General features: G+C 66.4%; 26 protein-coding genes. 9 read left to right on the plus strand and 17 right to left on the minus strand.

Going from position 1 to position 12,979, the window contains the following annotated elements:
* The first annotated feature begins 300 nt into the window (after positions 1-300).
* From ACFFCN_RS12215 to ACFFCN_RS12235, 5 genes are all read left to right on the plus strand, one after another.
* A complete protein-coding gene (locus ACFFCN_RS12215) occupies positions 301-528 on the plus strand; it encodes a DUF294 nucleotidyltransferase-like domain-containing protein (protein ID WP_375491965.1) in 228 nt (75 codons plus the stop codon).
* A complete protein-coding gene (locus tag ACFFCN_RS12220) occupies positions 525-1,160 on the plus strand; it encodes an ImmA/IrrE family metallo-endopeptidase (RefSeq protein WP_375491966.1) in 636 nt (211 codons plus the stop codon). The genes ACFFCN_RS12215 and ACFFCN_RS12220 overlap by 4 nt, the downstream gene beginning before the upstream one ends.
* Before the next feature lie 90 nt (positions 1,161-1,250).
* Positions 1,251-1,673 (plus strand): hypothetical protein, encoded by a 423-nt coding sequence (locus ACFFCN_RS12225; protein ID WP_375491967.1) that lies wholly within the window; start codon positions 1,251-1,253, stop codon positions 1,671-1,673.
* Between the two features lie 58 nt (positions 1,674-1,731).
* Positions 1,732-2,136 carry a helix-turn-helix domain-containing protein gene (locus ACFFCN_RS12230; RefSeq protein ID WP_375491969.1) on the plus strand — a complete coding sequence of 135 codons (405 nt, stop codon included), beginning with the start codon at positions 1,732-1,734 and terminating at the stop codon, positions 2,134-2,136.
* Entirely contained in the window at positions 2,133-2,339 is a 207-nt protein-coding gene (locus ACFFCN_RS12235; RefSeq protein ID WP_375491971.1) for a hypothetical protein, read from the plus strand. Before ACFFCN_RS12230 ends, ACFFCN_RS12235 begins: the two co-directional genes overlap by 4 nt.
* Here ACFFCN_RS12235 and ACFFCN_RS12240 read toward each other — a convergent pair.
* Positions 2,324-2,503: a hypothetical protein gene (locus ACFFCN_RS12240; RefSeq protein WP_375491972.1), complete on the minus strand. Its 180-nt coding sequence runs from the start codon at positions 2,501-2,503 to the stop codon at positions 2,324-2,326. The genes ACFFCN_RS12235 and ACFFCN_RS12240 overlap by 16 nt on opposite strands.
* A 58-nt stretch (positions 2,504-2,561) precedes the next feature.
* On the opposite strand from ACFFCN_RS12240, the gene ACFFCN_RS12245 reads away from it, so the two are divergent.
* Positions 2,562-2,858 carry a hypothetical protein gene (locus ACFFCN_RS12245; RefSeq protein ID WP_375491974.1) on the plus strand — a complete coding sequence of 99 codons (297 nt, stop codon included), beginning with the start codon at positions 2,562-2,564 and terminating at the stop codon, positions 2,856-2,858.
* Here ACFFCN_RS12245 and ACFFCN_RS12250 read toward each other — a convergent pair.
* The gene (locus ACFFCN_RS12250; protein ID WP_375491976.1) at positions 2,855-3,391 is read right to left on the minus strand and encodes a hypothetical protein; all 537 of its coding nucleotides are present in this window, start codon (positions 3,389-3,391) and stop codon (positions 2,855-2,857) included. The two genes, ACFFCN_RS12245 and ACFFCN_RS12250, sit on opposite strands and share 4 nt — an antisense overlap.
* Positions 3,392-3,453: 62 nt before the next feature.
* Positions 3,454-4,008 carry a hypothetical protein gene (locus ACFFCN_RS12255; protein ID WP_375491978.1) on the minus strand — a complete coding sequence of 185 codons (555 nt, stop codon included), beginning with the start codon at positions 4,006-4,008 and terminating at the stop codon, positions 3,454-3,456.
* A 47-nt stretch (positions 4,009-4,055) separates the two neighbouring features.
* Between ACFFCN_RS12255 and ACFFCN_RS12260 the strand changes: the two genes are divergently transcribed.
* The 3 genes from ACFFCN_RS12260 to ACFFCN_RS12270 all read left to right on the plus strand — a co-directional run bounded on the left by ACFFCN_RS12260 (position 4,056) and on the right by ACFFCN_RS12270 (position 5,335).
* Positions 4,056-4,421 carry a hypothetical protein gene (locus ACFFCN_RS12260; protein ID WP_375491980.1) on the plus strand — a complete coding sequence of 122 codons (366 nt, stop codon included), beginning with the start codon at positions 4,056-4,058 and terminating at the stop codon, positions 4,419-4,421.
* Between the two features lie 75 nt (positions 4,422-4,496).
* Positions 4,497-5,045 carry an HNH endonuclease signature motif containing protein gene (locus ACFFCN_RS12265; protein ID WP_375491982.1) on the plus strand — a complete coding sequence of 183 codons (549 nt, stop codon included), beginning with the start codon at positions 4,497-4,499 and terminating at the stop codon, positions 5,043-5,045.
* 53 nt (positions 5,046-5,098) lie between these two features.
* The gene (locus ACFFCN_RS12270; protein ID WP_375491984.1) at positions 5,099-5,335 is read left to right on the plus strand and encodes a hypothetical protein; all 237 of its coding nucleotides are present in this window, start codon (positions 5,099-5,101) and stop codon (positions 5,333-5,335) included.
* 78 nt (positions 5,336-5,413) lie between these two features.
* Here the strand turns inward: ACFFCN_RS12270 and ACFFCN_RS12275 are convergent, their stop codons facing one another.
* The 14 genes from ACFFCN_RS12275 to ACFFCN_RS12340 form a co-directional block, all read right to left on the minus strand.
* Entirely contained in the window at positions 5,414-5,845 is a 432-nt protein-coding gene (locus ACFFCN_RS12275) for a hypothetical protein (protein ID WP_375491986.1), read from the minus strand.
* A gap of 58 nt (positions 5,846-5,903) precedes the next feature.
* Positions 5,904-6,485: a hypothetical protein gene (locus ACFFCN_RS12280; protein WP_375491988.1), complete on the minus strand. Its 582-nt coding sequence runs from the start codon at positions 6,483-6,485 to the stop codon at positions 5,904-5,906.
* Complete coding sequence (locus ACFFCN_RS12285) at positions 6,482-7,036, minus strand: hypothetical protein (RefSeq protein ID WP_375491990.1); 555 nt, start codon at positions 7,034-7,036, stop codon at positions 6,482-6,484. The genes ACFFCN_RS12280 and ACFFCN_RS12285 overlap by 4 nt, the downstream gene beginning before the upstream one ends.
* 124 nt (positions 7,037-7,160) lie before the next feature.
* The gene (locus ACFFCN_RS12290) at positions 7,161-7,358 is read right to left on the minus strand and encodes a hypothetical protein (protein WP_375491991.1); all 198 of its coding nucleotides are present in this window, start codon (positions 7,356-7,358) and stop codon (positions 7,161-7,163) included.
* Positions 7,359-7,423: 65 nt separating this feature from the next.
* The gene (locus ACFFCN_RS12295) at positions 7,424-8,200 is read right to left on the minus strand and encodes a hypothetical protein (RefSeq protein ID WP_375491992.1); all 777 of its coding nucleotides are present in this window, start codon (positions 8,198-8,200) and stop codon (positions 7,424-7,426) included.
* On the minus strand, positions 8,200-8,607 hold the full coding sequence (locus ACFFCN_RS12300; protein WP_375491994.1) for a helix-turn-helix domain-containing protein: 408 nt from the start codon (positions 8,605-8,607) through the stop codon (positions 8,200-8,202). Before ACFFCN_RS12300 ends, ACFFCN_RS12295 begins: the two co-directional genes overlap by 1 nt.
* Entirely contained in the window at positions 8,600-8,911 is a 312-nt protein-coding gene (locus ACFFCN_RS12305; protein WP_375491996.1) for a hypothetical protein, read from the minus strand. The genes ACFFCN_RS12300 and ACFFCN_RS12305 overlap by 8 nt, the downstream gene beginning before the upstream one ends.
* A gap of 20 nt (positions 8,912-8,931) precedes the next feature.
* Positions 8,932-9,483 carry a hypothetical protein gene (locus tag ACFFCN_RS12310; RefSeq protein WP_375491997.1) on the minus strand — a complete coding sequence of 184 codons (552 nt, stop codon included), beginning with the start codon at positions 9,481-9,483 and terminating at the stop codon, positions 8,932-8,934.
* Positions 9,484-9,491: 8 nt separating this feature from the next.
* Entirely contained in the window at positions 9,492-10,289 is a 798-nt protein-coding gene (locus ACFFCN_RS12315; RefSeq protein ID WP_375491999.1) for a hypothetical protein, read from the minus strand.
* 523 nt (positions 10,290-10,812) lie between these two features.
* On the minus strand, positions 10,813-11,724 hold the full coding sequence (locus tag ACFFCN_RS12320) for an AAA family ATPase (protein WP_375492001.1): 912 nt from the start codon (positions 11,722-11,724) through the stop codon (positions 10,813-10,815).
* The gene (locus tag ACFFCN_RS12325) at positions 11,721-11,942 is read right to left on the minus strand and encodes a hypothetical protein (protein ID WP_375492003.1); all 222 of its coding nucleotides are present in this window, start codon (positions 11,940-11,942) and stop codon (positions 11,721-11,723) included. Before ACFFCN_RS12325 ends, ACFFCN_RS12320 begins: the two co-directional genes overlap by 4 nt.
* Positions 11,939-12,271: a hypothetical protein gene (locus tag ACFFCN_RS12330; protein ID WP_375492004.1), complete on the minus strand. Its 333-nt coding sequence runs from the start codon at positions 12,269-12,271 to the stop codon at positions 11,939-11,941. The genes ACFFCN_RS12325 and ACFFCN_RS12330 overlap by 4 nt, the downstream gene beginning before the upstream one ends.
* Positions 12,272-12,503: 232 nt before the next feature.
* Positions 12,504-12,728 (minus strand): helix-turn-helix domain-containing protein, encoded by a 225-nt coding sequence (locus ACFFCN_RS12335; protein ID WP_375492006.1) that lies wholly within the window; start codon positions 12,726-12,728, stop codon positions 12,504-12,506.
* Positions 12,725-12,961 carry a helix-turn-helix transcriptional regulator gene (locus tag ACFFCN_RS12340; RefSeq protein ID WP_375492008.1) on the minus strand — a complete coding sequence of 79 codons (237 nt, stop codon included), beginning with the start codon at positions 12,959-12,961 and terminating at the stop codon, positions 12,725-12,727. The genes ACFFCN_RS12335 and ACFFCN_RS12340 overlap by 4 nt, the downstream gene beginning before the upstream one ends.
* Positions 12,962-12,979 lie beyond the last annotated feature (18 nt).

Below are 12,979 nucleotides of genomic sequence, written 5' to 3' on the forward strand. Positions count from 1 at the left end.
CGAACAGCCCGACCCCTGAGGGTTCAGGCTGTCCGCGATGTCTTGAGAGATCACAAAAGTGTCCGAGGGGGGACTTGAACTTCTGTCCCGCGTCCGGCGTCTAGCTACGTCATCGGGCGAGATCGCAGCGATTACGGCGCTTGGACGGTCTCCGCCGAGCTTGCGCAGTACCCGAACGCGCATCTAGAGACATCGTCGGCGGTATCACGCCGAGTATCACACGCAAGCGGCCCCGACCGGTGCGCCAACACCGAGCCGAGGCCTTGATCGCCCAACCTGCTATCGACAGGAGAACGACCCATGCAAGACCGTACGAACAACCCCCGCCAGACCCCGCAGGCGCGCCGTCTCGACAACGAGCTCGCCGAACTCGGCATCACCTGGACCGACACCGGCATGACCGTCCGTCGGCCGGCCTGGTGCGACACCGACGCGAAGTGGGCTGACTACCGCACCGCCGTCGCGCTGTCCTGGCGCGAGATCCTCGACGAGGCCCTGGTCGAGGCTCAAGCCGGGCGGTCCCGATGATCGCCGCAGGGCGCTGCCACGACGACGTCGGCTTCACCGATCGCCCGCCAGCCGGCACAAACCCTTGGTCGTGGTGGCGGGACACCTTCGCCAGCTCCGTGGTCCTCGACGAAACCGTCAACCTCGGCCGCACGTGGGGCCTGACCCTCTGGACGGCCGGACAGCGACGCGTGTTCCTGCACCCCCACCTGACAGCGGCACAGCGGCGCCTGACGATCGCGCACGAGATGCACCACCTCGCGATTGGCGGTGTCTGCCGAGCCCGGTGCCCGGAGCAAGAACGACACGTCAACGCCGAAACGGTCCGCTGGCTGTTGCCAGACGTCGACGAGCTGCAAGACCAGCCGGTTGCGGATCTCGCAGCGAGGTACAAACTGCCGGAGTTTGCGGTCGAACAGCGCTTGCTTGAGCTGCCAGGCGGTGCCACGTACGTCGACCCGGTTGCGGTTGAACGGGACGCGGCCGGCAAGCGGCTGCACGTCCGCCCGATCGAGCGCCGAGCTGCGGCGCAAATCCTCTCGGCACGGGGTCTCAGGGCCCGCCAGGCAAGCGAACGGCTGGGTTGCTCGGCGCGGACAGTCGTGCGATGCCGCGCGGCGTCCCTGGTGGCTGTCAGCGGCTTCGGCGAGTAGCTCGAGCAAGTTATCGCCGCCCGGCGGTCGGCGAGCTGCCCCGGTTGGCTTCGGCTGGCCGGGGCAGCGTTGCTATGTGACAGTCAAGCGATGACCAGTTCCGGCCCGTCGCCGTGTCGCGTCATCCGCTGCACAAACCCGTCTGGCGGGCGCCTCACCTTGAACGAGGACGACCCCGACGTACCCATCATGGAGATCGCGGTTTGTAACGAACACCTGACCCAGATAAATGCCGGTGCCGACTGGTTCTACGACGGCGCCGACCACATGATTCACATGGGCCGCGACGTCGCCCCGCGCATCACGGACTTTCAGATCCGCGAGGGTATCGACCCCCTGTCGACTTTGATCGTGCATTCCGTCAGTGATGGCGCCCCACGCATAGACGAGTACCGACTAAGCCGTCCGCAGCTTGACCAGCTCGCCGCCTTGATTCGCGGCGAGCAGGAGTGGTGGAACATCACCAAAGACGATGAAGGTGACAGCCCAGCTTCCGAGTCCCCGGAGCCTTGAGTCCTATCCCGCCATCTTCAGGTGGCCGCGTAATCGTCGTTCGTGTGACAGTCGCTTCATGACTGCCACCGACCGCGACGCGAAGCTCGCTGCTGCAGGTCAGCATATTGCTCAAGCTCTGTCTCTGATCTTCGAGGCAAGTGGCACCGGGCAGACGGTGATGGTGACTTCGCAGCCGCCGCCACGAATGAGCTGGGCCGACGCACTCGCCTCGGACGACCCCATCTACCTCGATACGGAAGAGGTCGCCGAGCGGTTTCGAATGAGCGCGGCAGCAGTGCGTGGCATGCGGTCGCAGGGGATCGGTCCGATGGGCGTCAAGTTCGGGCGCCGCGTCATGTACCCAGTGGCCGAGGTCGACCGCTGGGAGCGTGAGCATTATGAGCAGGCACAGCGGGATCACGATCGCAACGGTGGCAGAGCGCCAGCGGCCACCTCCCGGCCGGTCGGCAAGCGCTCATGATGGCCCGCCGGTTCAGTCCTGAGGTCGAGGCTCGAATCAAAGCCAACGTCGCGGCCGCGCCCAAGCTCACGCCTGAACGGAAGGCCGAGTTGCGGCGCCTGCTGCTGCCCTCCGCGAATCGAATCCGCGCCAAGCTAGCTGCCGGCTGGTACTACGGCGAAGACGGCAAGCTGGTTCCGCCCGATAGTCAGCCTTCGCCGTAGTCGCCAGTGGGTCCGTACTGGCCGCGCGTCGGCGGGTCGTCGACCTGCTCGGCGGGCACAGTTTCGTCCGGGTCGAGCACGACGCCGGGGTCCTCGCCCACCCCTGTCGTTTCCGGTGCTGGCGCTTGTTCGTCGTCGGGCATCGGCTTCGTCGGGTCAGTCATCTGTCTGGTCTGCGTCGGCGCGCTGCTCCTCGGCCTCATCGAGATCACTGTCGGTCGGGTGCTGGCCTTCGTCGGGTTGCATCGGCGCCGCAGCTTCCTGCTCCGCGCCAGCGGGGTCATGGTCCGGGTCAGGTGGTTGCGAAAAGCCGGTCATCTCGACGGTCTACCCCGCCAGCGGCATGGGTACCTCGGTGCCGTGACCAGCCCAGAAGAGCCCACCCTCGACGACGTCATGGACACGCACGAAAGTGCGGTGCCCGATCATCGCGCGCATGCCAAGGAAGGCAAGCACGTCGATGACGATGATCTAGAGGCCCGCACCGAAGAGGAACGCAGAGAAGTCGACGCTGACTAGTTCGTTGGGGCAATCTGCTCGAGCACGGCGGCATGATCGACGCCGCGGCCGGTGCGTGGCGCAGCCATAACCAGCTCGAGGTCGCCGCGCGCGTACAGCGCTTGCGTCGGGTTCAACCAGCGGGTGTTGGGCAGCAGGCCGTGCTTGCGCCAGGCGGTCAACGCGCCGAACGAGATAACGGCCAACGCCATGGCCTCGGGCGCGGACAGCCAGTCGCGGGTCTCGACCGGGGTGTGCAGGATCTCGAGCGGCGACGGTTTCACTGTTCGTTGCGGTGGCGGCGCCTGCGGAACGTCGACGCCGACGAGCTCGGCCGAGCCGTACTCCCGGCGCGCCGCCTGAACACGTTTCGACGCAGCGTGCCGTTCGAGACCCATTGCCGCCGCGATCTCCGTGACCTGCCAGCCCGCGTTCACCGCGGCCAGCATCAGCCGGCTGTTCGCGCGAATCGTGCGATGCCACTGCGCGGTGTTGTGGGAGACGCGCTCGAGTTCGGAAACGATGCGAAGAACCTGCGCTAGAGCGTCAGGCATCTTTCGGGCACCGAACTGATGACCCCTTCTTATGCGTCCATCGGACTCACCGATGCTCACCATCAGAGACCTAGCCAGACCTTGATGCGGTTCGTCTTTCTCGGCAGCATTCGATTCAGAGCAAGGCTGGGCAATAGCCGCTCCCATGCACGATTGGACGCGTCTGTGAACTCCACTGCGTAGGTGTAGTGATCATCAGCTCCCGAGGTATTCAGCTCAAGAACTTGCTCTTCGCCTGGGAAAAGCTCCCAGATGTTCGACGCACTTACCGCGTTGCCGCCGAACGTGGGCCGATTGTTGGGCGGCAACGTCACCATGCGGGACTGCGTTCCGGGGGGCGCGTCGTGGCGTGGTCGTGCAACGAATTTCGGTGCCATGATGTGCATCGTCGAGTGATTATGGATCTTGACGGCTTGGTACGACACTTGTTTCTGAGTTGTGGGATCTGTCCATGCGGCGCCGACCAAAACGCAGCTCACTTGGTCCGCCTGGCTGCGTTCTTCCTTCCGGCGATCACGCAACAACAGCGTGAAGGCAAGAAAAAGCGAGCCGCTCGTCAGGAACGCGCCGACCCATGCGGGCACGTTGCCCCAGTCCGGACTGTGCGCCAAGATCATGCGCGCAGTGTGCCAGAGCGGTTATTCGTACATGTTCTAATTAGTGGGTGCCGGGGGTCTTCGTCCACTTCGACCCGGCACCGCACAACGGGTTCCTCCTCGCCTGGGGCCGCGCCCCGGACGCTTGGTGGGGGCTGGTGCAGTTCATTCAGCGCGTCCGCACCGGCGCCGGCGACGTGCAGGAGCTGCCGGTCGCGGCGTGGATGCCCGCAGCGAGCCTGCACAACGCGCATCAGGCGAGCACCGCGGAGCTGCCGCGGGTTGCGTTGGCGGTGCAGCGTGACGCGTGGCCGCCGCCGTCGCGCTGGCCGCACTGGTACGTCGGACCGTGGCCGAACGGTGAGCTGCGGCTGCCGGAGGGGCTCGAGGCGTTCAACGGTTCGACTTGGCGGATGAACCGCGGCCAACGTTGAGGTGCACTGCAAGGCACCCACACACTGCTCTCGCGTCGAGCACCTCAGAACGTCGCCATATGCCGCGGTGACAAAATGACCAGTGTGCCCGACGGCCGACCCGCGATTCCCGCCGACATAGCGCGACAAGTCAAGATCGAAGCGGGCTATCGGTGTGCGATGCCGACGTGCCGCGAGCAAGAAATCGACATCGCCCACATAGTGCCGTGGGCTGACGTGCAAGAGCACAAGTTCGAGAACTTGATCGCGCTGTGCACGCCTCACCATCGGCAACAGGAGCGGGGTGACATCGACCGCAAAGCGATCCGTCAAATCAAGGCCAACCTGTCACTGCTGAACAACCGCTACACCGAAGTCGAACGCAACATCTTGAACGAGTTCGCTCGGCAACCTGACCTGCAACGGCTCGCCATCGATCACACAATGATGATCATGTGTCGCGGCTTGCTCGATGACGGATACCTCGAAGTCGAGGTGCACGCGGACGACGGCATCGCCTCGGTGCTCACGGACGACGAGACGGGTGAAGAACTGATGCGCATACCACTTGCTCCCGATGTGCTGAAACTGACGCCAGCCGGCAGGACGTTCCTCGACGGGTGGATCAACGCCCAAGACCTGTAGCAGGGACTCGCAGCTTCCGCTGGCGGCGGAGGGGCGTTCGTAGGCTGGGCAGGGTGGCGCGGCACCCGACGATGACGACGGCGGATGGCGTCTGGCAGGTCGAGGTCATCACGGTGCGCGGGCGGCAGTCGTTCCGTGTGAAGCGGCTGGATGGCGTGCTGCCGGCCGGGTCCGGGTGGGGGCCGACCGGGCGGCTCGTCACGTCGATCGACGAGGTGCGCTCGCTGCTCGGTGACTCGTTCGCGACCCTTGCCGAGCAGCGGGACAAGCGGTTCGACGGCGGCCGGTAGGTTTACCCGGCGGCGAAGACAAGTGTGGGGTGTCACGAAGACGATCCGATGCTTGCCTCGAACTGGGTCAAAGGTCGACTACGGCGGCACGTCGACGTACACCTCTACTGAGGATTGGTCGCACCATACAATCAATGAGGTCGGTAGCGGCGATTCCGCGGCGCTGTACATGATGAAGTCGGTGCTCTCGTCCCGTCCTAGCACCGCGGCTTTGGGCAGGTCCTTTGTGAAGCCGGAAGTTGGCTCGTCGATGCACACTCCGGTGACGGTTGACCGGCCGCGATTGATCAGCTTCCAGCGCATGCCCTCGATGTTGCGGATCTCAAACGCCACGGCCGGTGGCTTCGCCATTTCGACTTGCTGCTCAGCAGCCGCCGCTGACCGCTCAGACGCGTCGGCCGACCGCTTGGCTGCCGCTGCCGAGCGTCGAGCGTTGATGTTCGCTCGCCACGCACCCCACCCGGCTATAAGGACCGCCACGATCGACACAACCAGCGCTGCGACGCCCATACATACGCAGCGTGCCGCACGACCGCGCAAGGCGCGACCCGAGCGAACGCCGAGGCGGTTACTCGACCCCGAAGTCTTTGAACCACCAACGCACGCGTGTGCGCCAAGTAATGGTGAGCGGCCAGTCATCGGGACGAACACCAAATCCTGGCGGATGCGGCAACTGCACGCTCCGCAGAAACCTTGTCTGCACAGAGGGGGCCAGCCGTGCGAACCACTCAACGCCGCCCTCTAGGTCAGCAAGCGCTGCCTGGAACGTTGCGCTGTGCTGCTGCCACTCCGCTCGATCGGCTGACCAGTTCGACAACACCGCTAGGCGCTTTGTCTCGAGGTCGAACAGCTTGGAATGAAGCGTCGATCCGCGAAGCAGCCAGGTCAGTGGCGTCCACGCCTGCGCAAAGCTGGAGAGGTAAGCGTCGATTCGTTCGACGTCTTCAAGTGGTCGATTGTTGTTGTGCAGGTTTCGTTCGGACATCAGGACTTGGTTGAGCGAGACCCCGGCGCCAACGAGCTGTGCAGTTAAGTCCAGAACGCGCCCAACCCGCGCTTGACGACTAGTCCGGCGCCCACTGAGCCACGAGACGAACAAGGCAGCCACGGCGCCGACAAAAGACCCCAGAAGCGCCGGCCAGAAATTCACGTCTTCATTCTGGGGCCCGCGTCGCTATCCGGCTCGTCGAGCCGCCGTCCTTCCGCGGCGGCACCACGCCGACTGCTCAGGGCTCCAACTAATGGCGAGATCACGACCGGCACGCGGTAATCACGTCGCAAGCTCGTGGCAACCGACGCCGGCAAAGACCCCGGCACGTACACCTGCAGCACCCGAAAACGCTGCACGCGGACGGTGCCGGGGGGATCGTCCACTGCCGGGCCGGACACGCGGCCCCAGCCACGTACCTTTGCCAAGACAAGGGCATCGGAGGCGAACCCTCGTTCGGCGAAGTACGCGAGCACGCCACGACGGGTTCGCATCACTCGATAGCCACAGGTGCAGTCAGCCCGCGGCGCGCTGTGCCGGCTCACTCTGGGTGACAGCCCGAGCAACACTGCCATCGGATAACAGCGCGCCCAGTCAGACAACCCTGACGCGCGCACATCGCGCATTCGGTGAAACGGCCGGTCGGGCGCCATCACACGCCACCCGGTGATCGCGTCGAGCTCGGCAAGCCGTGTCGCCTCAACGACAGTCATGACCGGCCCCGGGCGCTGGCCGCGTCTCTGCCGCCCGAAAGGAGCCGATCGGCGACTCTGCGACCATCGATCCCCGGGCCGGCGTCGGACACACCGCCGGGGTGACGTTGACGCCCGGGGCCGGTCATGACGAACGCTCCAGCACGGTCTTGATCACCGTGATCGAAAGGACGGTGCTGCAGCGGACCCGTTGATGGTGCTCACTGTGGCTGCTGGACTGATACCCCTGTGAGATCGGACCGTTGACGGTCGGTAGATCGACGAAGGTTTCGTCACCAGCGTCGAGCGACCCGCTCAGCGCGTCCGCCTCGTCGAGGGTCATCGTGGCGCTGACGTGCACACCGGTCGCCAGAATGAGTTCGACGCTGACCCGCTCAGCTCCCGCTGTCACTGGTCGTACTCGTAGGTGCCGGCGGCTTTCTCGGCTGCGATCGTCTTCGCGCCGAGCGGGTCGCGCGCAAACATCGCCTCGATCTGCTCATCGGTGATCGAATCTCGCTGCCACTGCGCGACTCGCTGTTGATACGCCGCGTTGCCGGGGTGCATGTCGTACTCGAGCGGCGAGTTGTCGTTCGCCGCACAGTCGGCCTGGATCTCGTAGGCCGCCGCCTGCGTGGGCGCGGCCGCCATCGCATGCCGAGCACCCCAGGGAGCTTCGAGCAACGTCTCCGGCGGGACACCGCTGGCGGTGAACGACGGGAGGTCGCCAGCTACGAACAGGGTCGGTGCGGGCGCCGTCGGTGCCGGCATCTGGGTCGTCGCTTCCGCCCGGACACGGTCGACAGCGGGGTTCAGCGCGAACGCTGCGCCTTTGCCGGCGACGCGCGCCGCGAGCGACGTGTAGGACGGTGCCGGAGGCGCAGGCGTCGGTGCGGGCGCGGGGTTGCGCGCCTGGCTCCGCGCCCGCGCGGATGCGTCCGCCTGCGCCCCGTAGGTCTTGCGCCACTTGGCGTAATCGGCGATCACGCCCATCGTGTCGATGATCTCTTGGTTCGTCGCCGACTGCGGCAAGCCGGTGCGGTCGAGAAGCGCCTGCCGAAACGCATCGTTCTTGCTGATCCGACCATCACCGGCGGACGCCTGCACGACCGTCAGATCGACGTCGAACCGTTCCGCAAATGCGAGAACTTCCGGCCCGCGAACCTTGATCCTGTCGTCTGCCATCAGCTTGCGATCCTCTCCGAGACTGCGAGCACCTCACTGCGCTCGATCAACCACGTCCGACCGGTGCGGCGGGCCGTGTCGTACGTCCCGCGCCGGCAATGCTTCGTGAAGTTCTGCGGGCTGCACCCGAGCAGCTGCGCCGCTTCGTCGGAGCTGATCGGATCGGCCAGCGCCGACTCTGGCACCGCGACCAACTCCGACGGTTTCGCGGTTTCGACCACGAAACTCTGCACGCGGCGAGCCGCAGTGGTGAACGGCTCCATTAGCGACGCCAAACGGGTCGCCCCCGCGCCGCCATTGTTCCGGTGCACAGCCGCCACAAGCTCAAGCGCCGTCGCCACGTCCAGCACCGCGACACCCGACAGCAGCACATCGCCACCGCGCGTCACCGTCACGTCCTCACGCATCGAACGGGTTCCCGTCCAAGCCGTCGAGGAGATGCCGCGCAGCATGCACCTGCTGGTCATCGGCCAAGTGCTTCAGCAGGCCCTCTGGCGTGATCTCAATTCCACGGCGCTGCAGCAGCCCCACCGAAAGCAGCACCATGCTCGCGGACATCTGCACGAGAGCGACCACAATGTCGGCCAGCTCATTGTCAAGCTCGGCATTGACCGACTCGACCGCAGTACCCGCCGGCCGACGCCGACCCAACGCCTCACCCACGAACTCGATCGCCTTCGCCGCCGCGTCCGGCGTACCGAACTCCGGCATCAGCGGAGCATCACCGCCGCTCACCACGTCATTCCCCACAGACTCGCCCGACGCGCTTCCTGCGCATCCCACACCGCGTCCTGCTCCGCCATCTCGTCCTCATCGACAGTGATCAACCCACCCCGCGGCGGCAGACCCACCGGACAGCCGTTACGCGGATGCCCCAGCTGCGCCGTCGACCGGAACCGCTGGCAATGCGGGCACCACACCTCGGCCGCCGCGTTGACCTCGACGTCCTTGCCCCACAACCGCACCCACCGCACCCGCTCACGAGTCGGCGCATAGCCGTACTCGTGGTGCGTCACCACCTCATGCCAACGCGTCGACGCATCCGGCGCCGGCGGCCACGACGGCGCCTCATCGACCGGCTCAGCAGGCACCGGTACGGCCGGACCTGACATCTCCTGACCCTCAACGAGAGCCGGCTCAAGCTCGTCGACGTCGTCCGGTTCCCACCCGTTGAGCACCGACCGCACCTCAGACAGCCCCACCGACAGCAGCTCAGCAATCCGGTCCGACTGCAACCCGCCGGCGTTCAACGCACGCACGCGGAACGCCAACTCAGCGGTCATCGGCGCCGTCACGACGAGCCTTCGATCGCGCGGACGACGCTGCCCTCGATCGCTGGCCGCGACTGCCGCTCACGACGCGCTAACTCCGCCTCGACTCGACGCCGTACCTCCGCTTCCATGCGGTCGGCCTGCTCGACTGCGCGGCGCTCGACGAACGTGCGCGCTCGGCTCGTGTCGACGTCAGCGAACCGCGTCTGTATGCCGCCGGTCGAGAAGGTCCGAAGGCACTGCGCCATGAGGTCGCCGACGATCGCCGCCTGGTCGTCCGTTGCGAACCTGTCGCCGCGGTTGCGGGCGTGGAACTCATGGCCGAACGCAGACAGGACGAAGTCGAGCATGCCGACGAACGCCTCTTGACCGATCGATGACACGTGCGTCTGCAGGTCGTCGATCGCGGCTGCGCGCTGCAGCTCCGGATCGGCCTGCAACCGTGCGATGGCCTCGAGCGCCTGGCGTTGCTCGCGCATTGCCTGCACTGCGGCGGCGGCCTTGCGTGTCCTGGTCGCGACCTTGACGACTTCCTCGAGCCGGTCGACCAACGCGGCGAGACGGCCGTGCACGTCGACCAACTTGAGCGCCGGCGTCGGCTCATCACTGGCAGGCGGTTCGGTGATTGTCTGGGCGCTCAGGTGGTTCTGTCGGTGCCGGCCGACAGACGAGCGGGCCAACCCGTACGTCCCGGCCACGGTCCGCATCGGCGTCCCACTCAACAGGTCGGCGTCGATCTCGGCCGCCTTCTCGTGCGTGCAGACCGTGCACTCCGACGACGGCATGGTCACCGTCGGCTGCTCGACAGGCTCGCTCACGACGCACCACCCAACCCCAAGAGCGACCCACATGGCGCACCGCTATGAGGTGCGAGGGGGGACTGGACATCACCCGCACACGCGGCGCTGCAGCCCAATGAAACCGGGCCGGCGAGCAGCCGAACCGACGTCCGACCGGCGTCCGATACCGCCGCTGATACCCGCAAACCTGCAAACGGGACCGGCGCCGCCGTTGCACGTGTCGTTACGTCGCACCACCAGTCGACAAGCGCGGCAACGCGAAGGCGGATGGCCTCGATCGGCCCACTGCGGCCATCTGAGCGTCGGTGTCGACCGATGTAGACGCCGGTGGCAGCCAGCACCGGCCGTCCCGTGATCCCGACCAACGAACGCGACGACGCGCCCAACGCGCGCGCAAGGTCTATGACGGGTGTCTGGTCACCATTCCTGAGAGTGGTTCCGACGCTGGAACTAGTTCCCGGTACTGGTACTGGTACCTGGTTCCGGGTCTTTAGACCGGAACCAGTAGAACCACCTGAGACCGCCGTATTTCGGGGGGTTGTCACTGCTGCTCCTTCCAGAGCTTGAAGGCCTTCAGGCAGACCTGCCGGTTCCCGCCGATTTGCTTGTAGGCGTCGTTGCCGGAGGTGGGCGCCGGGTCGAGCGCCGTGATCTTGGCGAGCGCCGTGGTGACGGGGTTGTCCGGTGAGAGTCGGTGGGTGGCGGCGTCGCGTTCGGTGATGCTGAGTTCGAGCCGACCGTCGCTGAGGGGGAAGAACGCCGCTTCGCGGTCGGCGCGTTTGCCGAGTAGGCCGTGCCGGTCTTTCTCGACGCTGACGATCGAGGACCACGGTTCGATCGGGCCGGGTACGCAGCCGTCGGCGATGCGGACGCCGTAGGAGATGTCGAGGGCGTTGAATTTCGCTGTGGCGCCGCGTGAGATGAGCGCGCTGGATCCGCGGGTGGTGTGGTCGACGATGAGGCCGGCGACGCGGGCGCGGCGGACGATCTCGCGGAGTCGGTCGTAGACGCGGCTGACCTCGGCGTTGTCGTTCTCGCTGCGTGCGGTGCGCGAAAGCATGGACAGCGCCGAGTCCCAGACGACCAGTGAGACGACGCGCAGGGCTTCGCATGTGGCGATGACGAGATCGGTGCTGGCGGCGTCGTCGGTCATCTCGCCGTAGTGGACGTGGGCGAGGTGGTCATCCGTAGCGCCGAGCGCGATCAGCCTGCGCCGCCACGTCTGTGCGTTCATCTCGCCGTCAAGGACCAGAACGTTCGCGACAGGTTCGCGCAGCAGCACGTCGAGCACGGCATGCACCGCGATCCACGTTTTGCCGGCTTCGCCTTCGCCGACGAGAGCATGAAGTAGTTCGACGTGCAGGGGGATCGACTTGTAGGTGATGCACTCGAGGTCGTCGTAGGCCTCACGTACGTCGGCCAGGGCCGTGGTCCGCAAAACGGGTGCGGTCACGAGATCGCCTCGACCTGCTGGACATCAACGCCGAACTGCATCTCGAGCGCGGCCTCGACGTCGTTGCCGAACTGCTTCGGCACGGCGAGCGCACGGCGCTTGCGGTCGTACTGGCGGGGGCAACCCAGGGTCTTGAGCACAGCGTGGATGACGCCGCTGTCGCCAGCGAAGTACGTCGAGTGGCGGCCGTGCTCGACCTGGACGACGGGCGCGGTCACGATACGGCCTGCCAGGGAACCGGGCCGCCGGTGTAGGGCTGGCCGCCGCGGCGACGCCAGCCCTCGGCGTGCACGCACCGCGCGCAGCGGCCACCGCACCCGCGGAAGCGGCACGGCTCGTGGTCGGGGGCGCGTAGCCGTTGCAACTCGGCGTGCATCGGTTCTGCCAGCACGTCCTGGAGCCCGAGGTACATGGCGTGCCACGCCTCGGCGATGTCCCGCTCGGATGCGTCGTACCCAGCCCAGTAGCCACGCTGATACCCGATCGCTTCCGCCGTCTGTAGCGCTGGCTCCCATGCGTCAACGAGCAGCAGCGCCGCCTCGGTCATCGCAGCACCTCAGGAGGTAGGTCGATGACCTGGCGGATCTCGTCGAGCGGCCACCCGTTGGCGTGCAGCTCGACGGCGTGCAGGTAGAGCTCGAGCGGCGTCAGGCTGAACGTCGACGGTTCGCGCCGTCGGGGCGCATACTGACGCGGTTGGCATGCTTGGCGGCGGCTGACACTTGAGCGCGGGCCGGCCCCCCTGTGACGGGGGGGCCGGCCTTCGTCATCCGGTGGACTCATGCCGGCAGATGCTCCGCAGCACCGTCCGGAGCGCTCAGCATTGCGACCAATCGCTCGCGGACGACGAGCGTGCGCCGGCCGACGGAGATCGCGGGCAGCTGGCCGTCTGCACATCCGCGGGAGACCGTGCGGACGTCGACCTCAAGCAGCCGGGCGACCTCGGCCATCGTCAGACATGCCTTGTTGCTGGAGCGGATCGCGTCCAGCATCGACGCGCTCACGCGTCACCACCGCGCAGCGAGATGAGCAGCTGCGCGTAGGCCTCTGCGTTGCCGCGTCGCGGCGTTCGCTCGCCGAGTTCCCAGTGGATAAACGCCTGACGAGACACATCAAGCGCTTCGGCCGCCTCCGCCTGAGTGACGCCAGCTGCGACTCGGATGGCGCGACGAATGCGTGGCGGGGGGAGCTGCTGGCGGAGCCGCGCCCGCTCGACCAGTCCCTCGATCGTCGTCATGTTCACCATGTTGGCGAC

The sequence above is a fragment of the uncultured Jatrophihabitans sp. genome (assembly GCF_964246335.1).
Lineage (GTDB): Bacteria > Actinomycetota > Actinomycetes > Mycobacteriales > Jatrophihabitantaceae > Jatrophihabitans.